The sequence below is a fragment of the Roseateles sp. P5_E11 genome, from assembly GCF_054049355.1.
On the sequence record NZ_JBFUMO010000087.1, the window covers coordinates 1 to 15,067 of the forward strand.

General features: G+C 69.6%; 9 protein-coding genes and 1 pseudogene. All 10 read left to right on the plus strand.

The genetic code is table 11. The features are described from left to right. Positions 1 to 193, plus strand: a 193-nt coding sequence (locus tag ACXJKR_RS09385) for a hypothetical protein (protein WP_457322619.1), incomplete at its 5' end; no start/stop codon positions are given. Between the two features lie 31 nt (positions 194 to 224). Next, positions 225 to 1,643: a hypothetical protein gene (locus ACXJKR_RS09390; RefSeq protein WP_457322620.1), complete on the plus strand. Its 1,419-nt coding sequence runs from the start codon at positions 225 to 227 to the stop codon at positions 1,641 to 1,643. A 21-nt stretch (positions 1,644 to 1,664) separates the two neighbouring features. Continuing rightward, positions 1,665 to 3,716, plus strand: coding sequence for a beta-galactosidase (locus tag ACXJKR_RS09395; protein ID WP_457322621.1), 2,052 nt, complete (start codon positions 1,665 to 1,667; stop codon positions 3,714 to 3,716). Between the two features lie 162 nt (positions 3,717 to 3,878). Further along, positions 3,879 to 5,831: a sialate O-acetylesterase gene (locus ACXJKR_RS09400; RefSeq protein WP_457322622.1), complete on the plus strand. Its 1,953-nt coding sequence runs from the start codon at positions 3,879 to 3,881 to the stop codon at positions 5,829 to 5,831. Positions 5,832 to 5,896: 65 nt separating this feature from the next. Then, a complete protein-coding gene (locus ACXJKR_RS09405) occupies positions 5,897 to 7,105 on the plus strand; it encodes a glycoside hydrolase family 27 protein (RefSeq protein ID WP_457322623.1) in 1,209 nt (402 codons plus the stop codon). Between the two features lie 61 nt (positions 7,106 to 7,166). Then, positions 7,167 to 9,461, plus strand: coding sequence for a hypothetical protein (locus ACXJKR_RS09410; protein ID WP_457322624.1), 2,295 nt, complete (start codon positions 7,167 to 7,169; stop codon positions 9,459 to 9,461). 38 nt (positions 9,462 to 9,499) lie between these two features. Next, entirely contained in the window at positions 9,500 to 10,264 is a 765-nt protein-coding gene (locus tag ACXJKR_RS09415; protein WP_457322625.1) for an ABC transporter ATP-binding protein, read from the plus strand. Beyond that, on the plus strand, positions 10,261 to 11,781 hold the full coding sequence (locus ACXJKR_RS09420; protein ID WP_457322626.1) for a putative ABC transporter permease subunit: 1,521 nt from the start codon (positions 10,261 to 10,263) through the stop codon (positions 11,779 to 11,781). Before ACXJKR_RS09415 ends, ACXJKR_RS09420 begins: the two co-directional genes overlap by 4 nt. 61 nt (positions 11,782 to 11,842) lie before the next feature. Continuing rightward, complete coding sequence (locus ACXJKR_RS09425; RefSeq protein WP_457322627.1) at positions 11,843 to 14,743, plus strand: M16 family metallopeptidase; 2,901 nt, start codon at positions 11,843 to 11,845, stop codon at positions 14,741 to 14,743. An 82-nt stretch (positions 14,744 to 14,825) separates the two neighbouring features. After that, positions 14,826 to 15,067: pseudogene (locus tag ACXJKR_RS09430) on the plus strand (hypothetical protein); the annotation flags it as partial.

The window sequence follows — 15,067 nt, forward strand, 5'->3', positions numbered from 1 at the left end:
CGCGGTCTACGTTGTGGGCGTCAGCAACGGTGTCTGGGGCGTGCATCGCTCTGATGACGGCGGCGCCACCTGGACGCGCTTCAACGACGACGCGAACCAGTTCGGCGGCATCGGCGTGATGGCGGCCGACCAAGCCATCTACGGCCGGATCTACATCAGCGGCACCGGCCGCGGAATGCTTTACAGCAACTGAACCTCGCGCCCTTCCTCATTCCGCATCGCTCATGAACAAGACGAACTCGACAGCCACCACCTCGCTCGATGAACCGGCCCGCCGCAGCTTCGTGCGCACCGTGGCAAGCGCCGGGCTGGCCGCCATGGCCGGCGGGTCGGCGGCAGCTGCCGCTGGCCCCTCTGCCAAGGCCTCGGCCACCGGCGGCGCCCCCGAGCCCGGCTTGCCCTTCCACGCCTGGGCCCCCACGCCGCCCATGGGCTGGAACAGCTGGGACGCCTTCGGTGCCAGCGTCACCGAAGCGGAGTACCTGGACAACGCGCGCATCCTGGCCGAGCGCTTCCTGCCCTTCGGCTACGACACCGCCACCGTCGACATCCAGTGGTACGAGGCGGGCGCCACGTCGGGGTGGTACCGGGACTTCGCGCCGCTGGTGCTGGACGCCCACGGCCGCCCGCAGCCCGCGCCCAACCGCTTCCCCAGCGCCGCCGGTGGCCGCGGCTTCGCGCCGCTCGCCGCCAAGGTGCACGCCATGGGCCTGCGCTTCGGCGTGCACATCATGCGTGGCATCCCGCGCCAGGCGGTCGGGCTGGAACTGCCCATCGCCGGCAGCAAGTACCGCTGCAACGAAGTCGCCGATTCCCACTCCACCTGCGCCTGGAACACCGACATGTGCGGCGTCAAGCCCGAGCATCCCGGCGCCTTCGAGTGGTACCGCGCCTGGTTCGCCCAGCTGGCCGAGTGGGGCGTGGACTTCGTCAAGGTCGACGACATCGCTGCGCCCAACTATCACGCCAAGGAAGTGGAGCTGATCCGCCGCGCCATCGACGCCACCGGTCGGCCCATGGTGCTGAGCCTGTCGCCCGGCCCGGCGCACCTGGATCAATCGGCCCACCTGCAGGCGCACGCCAACCAATGGCGCGTGTGCAACGACTTCTGGGACACCTGGCCCCAGTTGCGCGACAACCTCGTGAACCTCGTCAAGTGGGCGCCCCACGCCCGCGCGGGCGCCTGGCCCGATGCCGACATGCTGCCCGTCGGCAAGATCGGCCTGCGCAACTACGACGAGAAAGGCCGTGGCGAGCGCGATACCGGCTTCAGCCGTGACGAGCAGCTGTTGATGCTCACGGCCTGGACCTGCGCGCGCAGCCCGCTGATCCTCGGCAACGACCTGCGCCGCCTCGACGACTGGACGCTGCGCCTGGTCACCAACCCCGAGGTGCTGGCGCTGCTGCGCGTGCCCGGGGCACGCGAGTGGCACTCGGTGGCCCAGGGCCATCGCTTCGTCTGCAACGGCCCGCAGGGCACCTGGGCAGCGTGGTTGAACACTGGCGACGCGCCTTGGCAGGTGCCGCTGCCTGCGTGGCTGCCCGACGCCAGCCGCGACTGCTGGGCACGCGCCGACCTCCCCGCAGGCACCCGCGTGCTGACCGTGCCGCCGCATGGGGCGCGCCTCGTGCGTTGCGCCTGATGGGTATCGCTGATCCCGATCATGAAACTGAAAAAGACTCTGATTGCCTGCTCGCTGGCCCTGGCCGCGCTCAACCCCGCCTTCGCCCAGAGCGCCGAAGGCCACCCCGACTGGCCCGGGGCCGGCCAGCTGTTCGCGGGCGTGAACTACCAGCCCGTGGACCGCACGCTGGCGCAGGTCAAGCGCGACGTTGCGCTGATGAAGCAATCCGGCTTCAAGGTCGTCCGCATGGGTGACCTGGCCTGGGACTACTTCGAACCCGAGGAAGGCAAGTTCGACTTCAAGCATTTCGACGCCGTGATGGCCGAGGTGCACGCCGCCGGCATCAAGGTCATCCTCGACATCCCGGGGCAGCCGGCGCCGATGTGGCTGCACCACAAATACCCCGGTGTCGACATCACCAACCAGGCCGGCACCCGCCTGGCGCCGGCCGAGCGCTACATGGACAACATCGGCGACCCGGACTACCGGCGCCTGGCCACGCGCATGGCCGACACGCTCATCAAGCGCTACGCCAAGCATCCGGCCCTGCTGGCCGTGGGCTATGACAACGAGATCGGCAACGGCTACATCTCCTATTCCGAGGCTGACCGCAAGCGCTTCGTCGAATGGCTGAAGAAGCGCTACGGCAGCATCGACGCGCTGAACAAGGCCTGGGCCACGCAGCGCTGGTCGCGTCGCATCGGCAAGTGGGAAGAAGTGCGGCTGCCCTATGCCGACGGTCCGGGCCCCGCCGAGCGTTATCTGGACCTGCGCCGTTTCTGGTCCGACCTGACCATCGCCGTTCTCGACGACCGGGAGGCCGTGCGCCGCAAGAACACGCCCGACAAGCCGACGCTGTCGAACTACTGGAGCTGGTCGGGCCGCAAGGGCTTCGACTACCACGGCAGCTATCGCCAGCACACCACCTATGGCGCCATGGGCTTCTATGCCGGCGAACCGATCTACGGCGGATGGCAGGCGGCCCTCATCAGGGCGGGCATGACGACGCCGACCTGGTTCAACGAGTTCACCGCCGGCGGCCCAGGCTCCTACGGCAGCAAGGGCTGGTCGCGCATGTGGGCCCACTTCGTGCTGCTGATGGGCGGCCAGGCCGCGCTGGCCTGGACCTTCAACAGCCATCTCGGCGGCGAGGAGCAGGCGCTGATGGGCCTGCTCGACCATGACGACCGCCCCTCGTGGAAGCTGGCCGAATGGGCCCGCATCGCCGGCGACTACGCCAAGCTGGAGAAACTGGGCTTCCCGCGCCGCGTCGAGCCCAAAGTGGCCATCGCCTACTCCTTCGACAACGTCGCGGCCCACAGTGCCAATGGCCCGGCCAACAGCTCCCGCGACTACCTGAAGACGTCCTATCAGAAGCAGGCCCTCGGTGCCTTCGAGCCGCTGCTGAAGGACAACATCGACGTCGCGGCCATCAAGCTCTCCTACGAAGACCTGAGCCGCTACCGCCTCATCATCCTGCCCGGCATGTACCTGCTGGACAAAGCCTCCACCGAGGCGGTGCGCAAGTTCGTCACCGACGGCGGCACCGTGATCATGACGGCGCAGTCGGCCAAGGTGAACGAGCACAACCAGTGGCACGGGACGCCGTTGCCCGGCGGCCTGACCGACGTCTTCGGCCTGCGCACCAACGAGTACTACAGCGTCGCCGGCACGCTGAAGATCGGCGACGAGGAGGTCAAGGGCACGATCGAGCATTACGAGGTGCTGGAGCCCTCCACCGCCGACGTGCTGAGCCGCTTCAGCAACCTGGAGGGCAGGCCGCCGGCCATCACTGTCAACAGGTTCGGCAAGGGCCGCGCGATCTACCTCGCCACACCGGCGCAGCCCCAGATCATGCGGCCGCTGCTGCGCTCGCTCTACGCGAGCCTCGGCATCGAGCCGGGTCCGAAGACGCCCGACGGCGTGTTCGCGCGCGAGGTCGAAGGACGTGTGCTGTACGTCAACGCCAACTGGCACCCGATGGAGGTGCCGATCGCCGGCGCGATGAAGGGGGTGCTCGGTGACCAGCGCTGGGAAGGCAGCCTGAAGCTGGCGCCGCTCGGCGTGGAGCTGCTGGAACCCCTGAACTGAAGGATGACAGGCACTTCGCCCAGTTGTTGCACCGACTGAACGTCGGCAAGACCGGTCGCTCTCCTCGGGGACGGCCCGCAACATCCCGGTTCGTGCGCCGCCGGATGCCGTGCAAGCGGAATTGATATTTGAGATGAAGCCCCGAAAGACGAGAACAACGCGATGAGAACGATAGCCCTCCCCCTGCTGCTTGGCCTGCTGGCTGCCACCGCGCACGCCGAGGTGCGCCTGGCCCAAGTGTTCAGCGACCACATGGTGCTGCAGCGCGACCGACCGCTGAACGTGTGGGGTCAGGCCACACCAGGCCAGACGCTGAGCATCGACCTCGGCGGCCGCAGCGGCACGGCCCGCGCAGGCGCCGACGGCCGCTGGCGCGTGCAGCTAGCGCCTCTGCCGGCCGGCGGCCCGCACCGCCTGGTCGTCAAGGGCGACGGGACCGCAGCGCTGAACGACGTGCTGATCGGCGACGTCTGGCTGCTCGGCGGCCAGTCGAACATGGAGTGGCCGCTGGCGCAGACCGACACCGGCCCACAGGAAGTGGCCTCACCGCAGAACGCGCAGCTGCGCCACCTGCGCGTGCCGCTGCGCGCCAGCGTGCAACCCGAAGCCAACATCGCGCCAGCGCCCTGGGTCGTTGCCGAGCCCGGCCGCGTGGCCGAGTTCAGCGCCGTCGGCTACCACTTCGCGCGCGAGATGCAGGCGGTGCAGGGCGTGCCCATCGGCCTGATCAACACGGCCTGGGGCGGCTCCATGCTGGAGACCTGGATGAGCCGCGACGCGGCGCTGCGCGACCCTGACCTCGCACCCGCGGTGCACGCCTTGCCGGCCGACAACGCTGCCTTCACTGCAGCATTGGGCCAGCGCATGCTGCCCCGCATCGCCGCCTGGCAGAAGGGTCTTCCGCTGGAGGGCGTGGACGCCTCGGGCTGGTCTGCCGCTGCCGACATCGACGCCGACTGGCCCACACTGAAGGCGCCCGGCAACTGGGAAGGCCAGGGCCTGGCCGACGTCGACGGCGTCGTCTGGATGCGCAAGCGCATTGAGCTGAAGCCTGCCCAGGCCGCCGGAGCCGCTGAGCTGCACCTGGCCAAGGTGGACGACTGCGACGAGGTCTGGGTCAATGGCCAGAAGATTGGCGGCCAGTGCGGCTGGGAGCAGGCGCGCCACTACACGCTGCCAGCGGGCGTGCTGCGCGCGGGCGCCAACTGGATCGCCGTGCGGGTGACCGACACCGGCGGCGGCGGCGGCATCGATGGCGACGCTGCCAATCTGCGCCTGGACACGGCGGCCGGCACCGTGTCGCTCGCCGGCCCCTGGCGGGCACGCGTCGAGAAGCTCGTGGCGGCTGGCGGCCCGGTGGCGAACAGCGCCCCGGCCCTGGGCCACAACGGCCTCATCGCCCCGCTGCAAGGCTTGTCCGTGCGCGGCGTGCTCTGGTACCAGGGCGAGGAAAACTCCGGGCGTGCGGCTGCCTATGCCGACGGCTTCAAGCGCCTCATCCAGGACTGGCGTGGCCAGTTCGCCGACCCTGACCTGCCCTTCTTCTTCGTGCAACTGGCCTCGTGGCGGCCCATGGCCGAGAACCGGCCCGACGGCAACGGCTGGGCCGAACTGCGCGCCAGCCAGGCCGCGGCCCTGGCGCTGCCCCACACCGGCATGGCCACGGCGATCGACGTGGGCGATGCCGTCGACATTCACCCCCGCAACAAGCGCACCGTGGGCCAGCGCCTGGCCGCGCTGGCGATGCACGAGCTGGGGCTGCGCACCGCGCCGGCCACGGGCCCGCGCCTGACCGGCCATCAGTCGAAGGGCGGCGAATTTGAGCTGCGCTTCGACACCACCGCCGGCGGCCTGCGAACTGCGCGCACCGGCGAGCCGCTGCGCGGCTTCTACGTCGCCGGCGCCGACCGGCGCTGGGTACCGGCCGAAGCACGCGTCGACGGTGATCGCATCGTGCTGCGCAGTGCCGCCGTGGCGGCCCCGGTGGCGGCGCGCTACGCCTGGGTCAACAACGCCAGCGAGGCCAATGTCGTCGGTGGCGACGGCCTGCCACTGCCACCGCTGCGCACCGACGACTGGCCGCTGGAATCGGCAGGCCGGCGCTACGGGCGCTGAGCCCGACGCCAGTTCGACGCACCGCTCAACGGCGCTCTTCGTATCCCCTTCAAGTGAATCTCCGCATGCACCACCTGATCCGACGCGCCGCTCATACCGTCGCACTGCTCTGCTTCATAGCCACCACGCCCGCCCACGCCGACGGCACGCTGAAGCTGGAAGCTCCCAAGCCCAATGTGGCGCCAACCCCGCCGATGGGCTGGAACTCGTGGAACAAGTTCGACTGCAACGTCAGCGAGCAATTGATCCGCCAGCAGGCCGACGCGATGGCCGCCTCCGGCATGAAGGACGCCGGCTACCAGTACATCGTCATCGACGACTGCTGGCAGAAGAGCCGCGACGCCGACGGCAACATCCAGGCCGACCCCGAGCGATTCCCGTCCGGCATCAAGGCGCTCGCCGACTACGTGCACAGCAAGGGACTGAAGTTTGGTCTCTATTCCGACGCCGGCTCTCTGACCTGCGCCGGCCGCCCGGGCAGCGCTGGCCGTGAGTTCCAGGACGCGAGCCAGTACGCCAGATGGGGCGTGGACTTTCTGAAGTACGACTGGTGCAACACCGGCACCCGCAACGCCGAGGCCGCCTACACCGTCATGGCCAAGGCCCTGCGCGAGTCCGGCCGCGACATCGTGTTTTCCATCTGCGAATGGGGCACCGACCATCCCGAGCGCTGGGGCCCGACGGTGGGCCACCTGTGGCGCACCACCCATGACATCTACGACGGTTGGGAAAGCACGAAGGACCGTGGGAATGGCATGACCAACGTCCTGGACATGCAAGCCGCGCGCGGGGGCGTGTCAGCGCCAAATGCCTGGAACGACCCCGACATGCTGGAAGTGGGCAACGGCGGCATGACGACCACCGAGTACGAGTCGCACTTCTCGCTGTGGGCCATGCTGGCCGCGCCGCTGATCGCTGGCAACGACCTGTCGAAGATGGACGCCGACACGGTGCGCATCCTCACCAACAAGGACGTCATCGCCGTCGACCAGGATCCGCTGGGCCAGCAAGGCCGCCGCGCGCTGAAGGAAGGCGACCTCGAAGTCTGGGTGCGTCCGCTGGCGCGCGGTGAGCACGCGGTGGTGCTGTTCAACCGCGGCAAGACGCCGGCCGACATGAAGGTGGCTTGGGAACAGCTCCAACTGCCCGTCGACCAGAAGGCCGACGTGAAGGACCTGTGGAGCAAGAAGGTCACGAAGGGCGTGCGCGGCAGCTATGGCGGCAAGGTGGCGCCGCATGGCGTGATCATGGTGCACATCAAGGCCGCGCCGTGACGGGACCGGCGAACACCGGCCATCCAACGCGGATGACCGAGAGGGACGCGCCATGAGGCTGATGACCCTGCTGCTCACTATGGCGGTTCTGGCCTGCGGTGCGCAGGCCGATGCGCTGACCGTGAAGGACGCCAAGTCGCTGGAGACGGCCCTGCAGCGGGCGCGGACGGACAAGCGCATCCACCGCATCGAGCTGGCTGCTGGCAACTATCAGCTGTCGGCGCCCATCGTCATCGACGAGGCCCTGTCGGGCACGGCAGACGAGCCCTTCGTGCTCGCCGCTGCGCCTGGCGCTCAGCCCGTATTGAGCGGTGCGATGTCGCTGCCGGCACTGCGCTGGGAGGCCTGGAAGGACGGCATCTGGCGAGCCCGCCTGGCCGACGCTTCGTTTCAACGCCTGTGGTTGGGGCAGCACGCGCTCGTGCGCGCCCGCTACCCCAATCTCGACCGCGCCCACACCGGCTTCGGCGGCGCCGCGGATGCCACCTCGCCCGAGCGCGTCGCACGCTGGCGTGACCCGCAAGGTGCCGTGCTTCACGCGTTGCACGGCTACGGTTGGGGCGGCCTGCAGATCCCCATCCTCGGCAAGAAGCCCGACGGCAGCCTGGACTACGGCCCGCAACTGGCCAACAACCGCGTCATGCCGCCGAGCGACAAGGACCGCTACGTCGAGAACGTGCTGGAGGAACTGGACGCGCCGGGCGAATGGTTCCATGACCGCCGCGAGGGCTGGCTCTACTTCAAGCCGCTGGCCGGCAAGCAGCCGCCGGCACGAGGCTTTCGCGGCAGCACACAAGAAGCGCTGATCCGCATCGAGGGCCGCGAGGCCCAGGTACAGCATGTGCGGGTTCGCAATTTCGTGTTCCGGGAGACGGAGCCCACCTTCCTGAAGGCCACCGAGCCGCTGTTGCGCTCGGACTGGAAGTTCTATCGCGTCGGCGCCGTGACCATCGAGAACGCCGTCGACGTTCGCGTCGAGGGTTCCGAGTTCGTCGACCTCGGCGGCCATGCCGTCGTCGTCAGCGGCCGCGCACAGCGCGTGACCATCTCGGCCAACCACATCCACGACATCGGCGGCACGGCCGTGGCCTTCGTCGGCAGGCCAGAGGCGGTGCGGTCACCGCTGTTCGAATACCACGAGCAGTTGGAGGTCGCGGCCATCGACCGCACGCCCGGCCCCAAGTCCGACGCCTATCCCAGGGACTCCGAGGCCAGCGACAACCTCATCCACGACATCGGCCAGATCGACCGCCAGGCCACCGGCGTGCAGATCGCGATGGCCGCGCGCATCACCGTCGACCACAACAGCATCTACCGCATGCCGCGCGCCGGCATCAACATCGGCGACGGCAACTGGGGTGGCCACCGCCTCACCCACAACGACGTGTTCGACACCGTGCGCCTGACCGGCGACCACGGCAGCTTCAACAGCTGGGGCCGTGACCGCTTCTGGCACCCCGACCGCGCCGAGATGGACCGCCGCGCGGCGTCCCATCCGGAGTTGGCGCTGCTGGACGCCGTCGAACCCATCGTCATGCGGCGCAACCGCTGGCGCTGCGACCATGGCTGGGACGTCGACCTGGACGACGGCGCCTCCAACTACGTCATCGAAGAGAACCTGATGCTGGCCGGCGGCCTCAAGCTGCGCGAGGGCTTCCAGCGCATCGTGCGCAACAACATCCTCGTGAACAGCAGCTTCCACCCGCACGTGTGGTTCGACAACGGCGGCGACGTGTTCGAGTCCAATGTCGTCATGGGGGCGCATCAGCCGGTGGAGATCAAGCGCTGGGGGCGCAGCGTGAACCGCAACTTCTTCGTGGCAGAGGCCGACCTGCGGGCCGCCCAGGCACGCGGGAGCGATGCCGACTCCGTGGCCGGTGACCCGCGCTTTGCTGCGCCGGCCCGGGGCGATTACACGGTCACGAACGCGGCGCTCGCCGCGCGCGTCGGCTTCGTCAACTTCCCCATGGACGACTTCGGCGTGCGCTCGGCGAGGCTGAAGGCGCTGGCGTTGCGGCCCGCATTCCCGGTGCCCCAGCAGCTCAGCCAGGCCGCGCCACTGCAAGCCGTGCAACAGCTGTACGGGCTGAGCCTCAAGCCGGTCGAGACCCTGGGCGAGCAGTCGGCCGCTGGCCTGGGTGACAAGGCCGGCATCATCGTGCTGAGCGTCGAGGCAGGCAGCCCAGGCGACGCGGCCGGCTTCAAGCCGCGTGACGTCATCGTCGGTGCGGAGAAGGCGGGCGCCATCGCCGATGTGGCGGCGCTGCGGGTCCTGCTGGCCGACGGGACAGACCTCGTCATCGTCCGCAACCAGGCCCGTATCCGCCTGCGCTGGCCCAGCCCCGCAAAACCATAAAAATTGAACACGCCCGTCATCAGGCAGGGAGAAAAAAGATGAACCAACAATCTCCGCAGCGGGCATCCGCACTGGAAATCAACGGCCTGGTGAAGCGCTTCGGCGGCCAGCCCGCCGTGGACCAGCTCAGCCTCAGCATCCCGCAGGGCGAGTTCCATGCGCTGCTCGGCCCCAACGGCGCCGGCAAGACGACCACGCTGCGCATGGTGGCCGGGCTGTTGCGGCCCGATGGGGGCAGCGTGCATATCCTGGGCCAYGATGTCGCGCTCGAGCCCATCGAAGCCAAACGCAGGCTGGCCTTCCTGCCCGACGACCCGCTGCTGTACGGCAAGCTGCGCCCGCTGGAATACCTGGAGTTCGTGGCTGGCCTGTGGGGCATCGAGCCCGACGTGGCCGCGCCGCGCGCCGAGGAGCTGCTGCGCTGGCTGGACCTGTGGACTCACACCGGCGAGATCACCGAAGGCTTCTCACGTGGCATGCGCCAGAAGCTGGCGCTGGCCGGCGCGCTCATTCACGACCCGCAGTTGCTGATCCTGGACGAGCCGCTCACCGGCCTGGACGCGGCGGCGGCGCGCCAGGTGAAGGACCTGCTGGTCGAGCGAGTCAAGCAGGGTCACACGGTCATCCTCACCACGCACATCCTGGAGATCGCCGAGCGGCTGGCGCAGCGCATCAGCATCATCCATCGCGGGCGCATCACCGCCCAGGGCACGCTGGACGAACTGCGCGCCCGTGCGGCGACCGGCGGCGGGCCGGGCGGGACGCTGGAAGACGTGTTCCTGCAGCTCACGAGCGCGGCATGACGGCGCTGCTGGCGTTGCGCCCGGGCTCCGTGCTGTGGCTTCTCCGTCACGAGCTCCGGCTGGGCTGGCGCGGCATGGGCAAGCGGATGGCCCGTGGGCTGCTGGGGTTCGCCGTCGCGCTGAGCGTGGCGCTGCACGTCGGCGCCTACTTCGTTCTGCGCATGTGGCCACCCGGCAGCGAGCAGCTTGTGCTGACCATGTTGATCTGCGCAGCGGCCTGGATCGCCATCAGCCTGATGCTCGCGCAGGCCATCCTGCAGTCCGTCGAGGCGCTGTTCGACCGGGGTGACCTGGATCTGCTGCTGTCCTCACCGCTGGCGACACACACTGTCTTCATGGTGCGCGGCCTGGGCATCGTCGCCAACGTCGGCGGGCTGTTCCTGTTCCTGCTGGCGCCGTTCGCGCACGTGGGCCTGTTCCTCGGGCACCCGCAGTTGCTCGGCATCTACCCGGCGGTGCCGGCACTGGCGCTGGCGACCACCGCGCTGGGCCTCGCACTCACGCTGGCGCTGGTCCGTGTGCTCGGCGCCCGCCGGGCCCGCATCGTGGCGCAGGTGCTGGGCACGCTGATGGGCGGGGCGTTGGCCGTGCTGTCGCAGCTGCCCAACGTGATTGGCGCTGCCGACCTGCAGCAACTGCTTGCCCGGCTGATCCGCTGGGCCGAGCCAGGCGGTCCGCTGGCGCCGGACAGTCCAGTCTGGTTTCCGGGCCGCGCGCTGGTCGGCGCGCCGCTGCCGCTGCTGACGGTCGCGCTGGTCGGCGTCGTCGGCTTTGGGCTCGTCATCGGTCTGGCCCACCATCGTTTCCTGGCGGGCACGCAGGAGTCCGTCACTGGCAGCGCCAGGCGTATCGCGGCGGCGCCGCAGCGCGGCAGTGTCCGGTTCAAGGGCGGGCTGTGGCGCGGCGTGCTGGTCAAGGAATGGCGCCTCATCGGACGCGACCCGCAGCTCATTGCCCAGACGCTGATGCAGTTGCTGTACCTGGTGCCGGTGGTGCTGCTCGCGCTACGCGGCGCGGGGCTGACCGTGCTGGCGTCTGTGGCGGTGATGCTGGCATCGTCACTGGCGGGCAGTCTGGCCTGGATCACCGTCGCGGCCGAGGATGCGCCTGACCTGCTGGGCAGCGCACCGGTTCCACCGTCGCTGCTGCGCTGGCCGAAGGTGCTGGCCGCACTGGTGCCAGCGTGGTTGATGGTGTCGCCGCTGCTGCTGGTCTTGCCGACGCACGGCCTCTGGCTGACGCTGACGTTTCTCTTCTGCCTCGCCGGCGGCACGGTCTCGGCCGGTGTGATGCAGGTGTGGTACCCCATCCAGGGCAAGCGCAAGGATCTGATGCGGCGCGCGAAGGGCAAAGGACCGGTCGGCATGATCGAAATACTCACAGGCATGGCGTGGGCGGGCACGGCGTACTGCTTGAACGAGGTACCGCGCTACTCGCCATTGCCCTTGCTGACCGCCTTGCTCGGCTGCAGCGTGGTGTGGTGGATGGGCCGTTCACGCCGGGCAGAGATGGCATGAAAAGAGAGTCGGGCCGTTGCCGGCCCATCAACAAGCCCGTCATCGGGCAGGGAGAACAAGCATGAAATCCAGATTCCAGCAGCGCGCATCCGTGCCGCACGCCGTCGCGCTGGCCGCAGCGCTGATGTGCGGCGTCGCCGCTGCGCCCGCCCGTGCCGAGGCATCGGCAGCGACGGCCACCGTCGCCGCAACGCAGCCTGCCTGGGGCCATGAGCTGGTCCAGCGCAAGCCTGATCCGGCGGTGCGCTTCGGCCGCCTGTCCAATGGCCTGCGCTATGCCATCCAGCACAACGAGACGCCCAAGGACGGCGTGGCCATGCGCATGCGCATCGGCGCAGGCTCGCTGCAGGAGCGTGATGAAGAGCAGGGCCTGGCCCACTTCCTGGAGCACATGGCCTTCCGCGGCAGCGCCAAGCTGCCAGACGGCGAGGTGGTGCATCTGTTGCAGCGCCAGGGCCTGAGCTTCGGCGCGGACACCAACGCCTTCACCGATTTCGAGCAGACCGTCTACCACTTCAACTTCCCCAAGGCCGACGCCGCGGCGCTGGACACGGGCCTGATGCTGTTCCGCGAGATTGGCGGGCACCTCAAGCTCGACGCCCAACTCATCGAGCAGGAGAAGGGCGTCGTGCTGTCGGAGGAGCGCACGCGCGACGTGCCCGGCATGCGCGCCTTCCTTGCCGAGCAGGCCCTGACGCTGGCCGGCACGCGCGTGGCCCAGCGCCTGCCCATCGGCCGCATCGACACCGTCCAGGCCGCCTCGGCCGACAAGCTGAGGCGCTACTACCAGGCCAACTACCGGCCCGACAACGCGACCCTCATCGTCGTCGGCAACATCGACGTTGACGCCGTCGAGAAGCAGATCCGCGAGCGCTTCGCCGACTGGAAGGCGGGCGGCAAACCCGACGCCCTCGACCTCGGCGCGGCCAAGCCGACACAGCCCGCGGCCGAGTTCATCGCCGACGGCGCGCCTGACAAGCTCTCGCTGACCTGGATCAACCCGCCGGACATGCGCCCGCCCACGCTGGCCTTCGGCCGCGACGTGCTCGTGCAGCAAATGGCCGCCGGCGTGCTCAACCTGCGCCTGAGCGACCGTGCCCTCAAGCCAGGCAGCCCCTTCCTCGGCGCCTTCGGCATGGACATGCCGCGCATCTACAAGGTGACAGGCCAGGCCCAGCTGACACTGATGGCGCCGCCCGAAAAATGGGCCGAGGCCCTGGATGCCGCGACGGCCGAGCTGCGCCAGTTGCAGGCCCAGGGCGTGCAGCCGGCCGACCTGCAGCGCCTCATGCCGACCATCCGCAGCGCGCTCCAGGCCATGGTGGCCCAGGCGCCGACGCGCCAGAGCGCGGCCATCGCTGACGCCCTGGTCAACGCCGTCCACTACGAGGGTCTCTACCAGAGTGCCGAACAGGGCGTGGCCGAGGCGGAGCCGATGCTGGCGTCCATCAAGCCCGAGGAACTGACCGCCGTGCTGCGCCGCGACTTCGGTGGCCGGCCGCTGGTCTTCCGCAGTGCCAAGGCCGGCGCCGCCGGGCCGCAGGCCTTGTCCGCCCAGCTCGCCCAGGCCATGGCCCGGCCGCTGCAGGCCCAGGCCGCGCCGGTGACCGTGACCTGGCCCTACACCGACTTCGGCGCCGCCAGCGCCATCGTCAGCAAGACGACCGACGCCGAACTGGGCAGCACCACGCTGGCCTTTGCCAACGGCACGCGCCTGGTCATCAAGCCCACGGCACAGGAGAAGGACAAGGTCATCGTGCAGGTGCTGGTGGGCCAGGGCATGGCCGGCCTCAAGCCCGAGCAGGTGTCGGCCACCTGGACCCTGAACATGTTCCCGCTGGGCGGCACCGGCAAGCTTTCGCTGGCAGAGGTGGCGCAGTGGCAGCAGGCCGGCGGCGTGCTGGCCGGGCTGAATCTGCAAATGGACAGCCGACGCGTGCTGCTGGTGGGCGACACCCGCCCGACCGACCTCAAGCCCCAGCTCCAACTGCTGGCCGCCTTCGTGCGCGACCCTGGCTTTCGCCCCGAGATGGGCGAGAAGCTGGCCGGCGTGGCGCCGATGATGGCCAACCAGTTCGAGACGCTGCCCGGCATCGTCTATGGGCGCGAGTTGTCCAAGGTGATGAACAACGGCGAGCCGCGGCTCGGCGGCGTGCCCACCGCGGCCGAGTTGCTGGCTGCCCGCGGCGACGATGTCGGCGCCATGCTGCGACCGGCCCTGGCCGGGGCGGCTGATGTGGTGGTCATCGGCGACGTCAGCGAGGAAGCGGCCATCGCCGCCGTACAGGCCACCTTCGGCGCCGGGCCGGCGCGCCCGCGCCTGCCGGCCGTGCCGCTCAAGGCCACGCCGCCCGCCGATGGCGGCGCGCCTCATGTGGCCCTGCACAAGGGCCGCGCCGACCAGGGCATGCTGGGCTGGCACTGGTCCATGCCCGACCAGTGGACAGACACCGCCTTGTCCAACACCGGCCGGGTAGCGGCCACGCTGCTGCAGACGCGGCTGGTCGACATCGTGCGCGAGAAGCTGGGCATCACCTACTCGCCGCGCGCCAGCGGCGGCGGCGGCCTGGACATCGCCGGCCAGGGGCGCTTCAGCGCCGAGATCGAGACGCCGCCCGAGAAGTTCGACGCCTTCCGCGAGGTGCTGCGCGCCCAGCTCAAGGAGCTGGCCGCCCAGCCGGTCGGCGCCGACGAGCTGCAGCGCGCCAAGCAGCCCATGATCGAGCAAAGCCGCAAGGCGCCCGAGTACAACGGCCACTGGGCCTACTGGCTGCAGCGCATCCTCATCGAGCCGCGCATGAAGGCCATGATGCAGCGCGAGACGGCCAACCTCGAAGCCGTGACGGCCGAGCAGGTGCAGGCCTTCTTCCGCGACCGCATCGCCAAGCGGGAGCCCATCGAGGTGGCGGCGCGGGCGGGTGAGGCGGCCGGGCAGGCGGCCACGCCGGAAAGGGCCAAGTAAGCAGCAGTCATCCGGTCTGCGCGTGGTTGCAGGCGCTTCGGCGCCACGCCGTCCGGACCGTGTCGAACAAGGAGCAGGAACCATGACAGAACAGCCGCAACACACGGGGGCCTCCGCGCCCGCTCAGCCTCGCCGCGTCCTCGCAATCGTCATCGCGTTCGCGGTGATAAGCACCGGGACCTGGCTGTACAAGCGCCCGCCCCCTGCCGAGGCGCCGCTGCCGAGCCCGCAGGCGCAAGCCAGTCAGGCGGCCAGCGGCGTTGCGCCGGCCGAGCCGCCGGCCCAGGCCGCGTCGACGGCAGCCTCCGCTGCGCCGGTCCAGGC

Bases quoted from the DNA above. Each gene is read 5' to 3' on its own strand.
- ACXJKR_RS09390 (WP_457322620.1), top strand. From the start codon at position 225: ATGAACAAGACGAACTCGACAGCCACCACCTCGCTCGATGAACCGGCC.
- ACXJKR_RS09395 (WP_457322621.1), top strand. From the start codon at position 1,665: ATGAAACTGAAAAAGACTCTGATTGCCTGCTCGCTGGCCCTGGCCGCG.
- ACXJKR_RS09400 (WP_457322622.1), top strand. From the start codon at position 3,879: ATGAGAACGATAGCCCTCCCCCTGCTGCTTGGCCTGCTGGCTGCCACC.
- ACXJKR_RS09405 (WP_457322623.1), top strand. From the start codon at position 5,897: ATGCACCACCTGATCCGACGCGCCGCTCATACCGTCGCACTGCTCTGC.
- ACXJKR_RS09410 (WP_457322624.1), top strand. From the start codon at position 7,167: ATGACCCTGCTGCTCACTATGGCGGTTCTGGCCTGCGGTGCGCAGGCC.
- ACXJKR_RS09420 (WP_457322626.1), top strand. From the start codon at position 10,261: ATGACGGCGCTGCTGGCGTTGCGCCCGGGCTCCGTGCTGTGGCTTCTC.
- ACXJKR_RS09425 (WP_457322627.1), top strand. From the start codon at position 11,843: ATGAAATCCAGATTCCAGCAGCGCGCATCCGTGCCGCACGCCGTCGCG.